We start from the raw sequence: 1613 nt of genomic DNA, 5'->3' as shown, positions 1-1613 counted from the left end.
TAATAGAATTGTGCAGCCTTCCGTTGTTTGTAATGTTCATCAATTTCTTCTTCAGAGTCAAATTCACCCTCAAAATCATTCATTCCTCCACCTGGATAATACTGATCGAATGAGAACACAAGAAACCTTTTCATTGTTGTTTCCTCCTAGTTTTTTTATTCCATTATGTATTCTAGGAAATAAATGTCCTAAATGATGACTTTATCTACTAGTATGCGAAACTTATTCCCTTGAATACAAGTTCTTATAATTTATTAATATTACTCGTTTCAGTTCATTAACCCTTGTTCGTCTTTGTCCACATCAGGTTCATCATAATCATCTTCACTCACAAAATCATCATCAAAGATGTGTTCAAAGTGGTCTGGATCATTGTGGTAAACATCTTTCAGCGATTCAATCATGTCTGCCTGTCCTTCTTGATATGCTAATTGGAAATACACACGTAGCACACTGAAAAACTCAAGTGGCATAGCAAGTTTACTTCCTCCAGTTTCATTCATCACTTTCTCCCATTTGGCTTGTACGATTTCCGTTAAATCGTTGTTAATTCTATCTTCTACTTGCAATTTCTTTTTCAATTCATTTCCCCATCTCTATTTAGGTTGGTATACACTATTTACTATATGCTATTTTCCAAGATTTATCAACTGTTATTTTATAATTTACTAATTAATTTATTGTTTCCGCTTGATCTTTAGTGATCTGTTATAGCTTGATTCTCCTTTCGATTATAATTCATTAAAAAATGGACATACTAGACTTAAAGGCGGTGATTTCATTGGAAGATGCGTTTAAAGTGTTGTCCATTGTTGTGATATCTAATTTAGTTGTCGTTGCTGCTCTAATCGAATTGGCTAATTGGTCTGGTTGATTAAGCAATGTCCCTGTAGTTCCTTATTAAATATAAGATACTATCCAAATATTAAATATGAAATAATTAAACCAGCAGCAATTACACAGCCGATGACAAAGCCTACAAACGTATCCTTTGCATCAATTTTCATGTTCTTACCCCTCCCATTCAAAGTAGCATTTTACACGTATATTTTCTTTGGAGTAATGTAAGCTTTTGGGCAAGTGTCTAAATTACTTACAAATCCATTACTGACTTTATTAAATCCTTGATTTACTAAGAATTTCTTTGCGCTATCATAGTCTCTGAAAATAAAATCACAAGACCATTGAAAATGTGTTGAAGTTTCATATGTGATTTCAAACATCGACCTGTATTTTTTTAGATTTCCTATTTGAGACATAATACTTAAAAATGACGAATTATCCATCTCTAAGCTACCTGTTTTCATTTATCCTTCAACTCCCTATATAATTAACTTTTTATCGTTTCATTAAGTTTTAAAAGCTGTAACCTGTATTGCATTTCACCAATTGCCTTTGCTTTTCTATAAGATGAAATAACTTGAGCTGTTAAGATAAATACAATAAATAATAGTGTTACAAGAACAATTCCTATAATTTCCATTATGCTGTGCCTCCTTTGTCGATATTGTTTCATTTAAAATAATCCTTTTTTCATGTATCATCTTTTTCTTCCTTTAGAATACTGTCTATATCAGTCCCCATTAGCTCTAAGAGAACCTCTATAGCATAGA

The 1613-nt window shown here is 31.9% G+C and carries 3 protein-coding genes; all 3 read right to left on the bottom strand.

All coding sequences use genetic code 11. The features are described 5' to 3' along the window. Window positions 1-269: 269 nt before the first annotated feature. Window positions 270-581: a hypothetical protein gene (locus AC1DSL_RS17985; RefSeq protein WP_477533288.1), complete on the bottom strand. Its 312-nt coding sequence runs from the start codon at window positions 579-581 to the stop codon at window positions 270-272. A gap of 456 nt (window positions 582-1037) precedes the next feature. After that, window positions 1038-1307, bottom strand: coding sequence for a hypothetical protein (locus AC1DSL_RS17980; RefSeq protein WP_477533287.1), 270 nt, complete (start codon window positions 1305-1307; stop codon window positions 1038-1040). 23 nt (window positions 1308-1330) lie between these two features. Continuing rightward, window positions 1331-1483 (bottom strand): hypothetical protein, encoded by a 153-nt coding sequence (locus tag AC1DSL_RS17975; RefSeq protein ID WP_477533286.1) that lies wholly within the window; start codon window positions 1481-1483, stop codon window positions 1331-1333. Window positions 1484-1613: the final 130 nt, after the last annotated feature.

The organism is Paenisporosarcina sp. P4_D4 (assembly GCF_056401835.1).
Note: the sequence above shows the minus strand (reverse complement) of the source record. Positions and strands in the feature narration are given on the sequence as shown.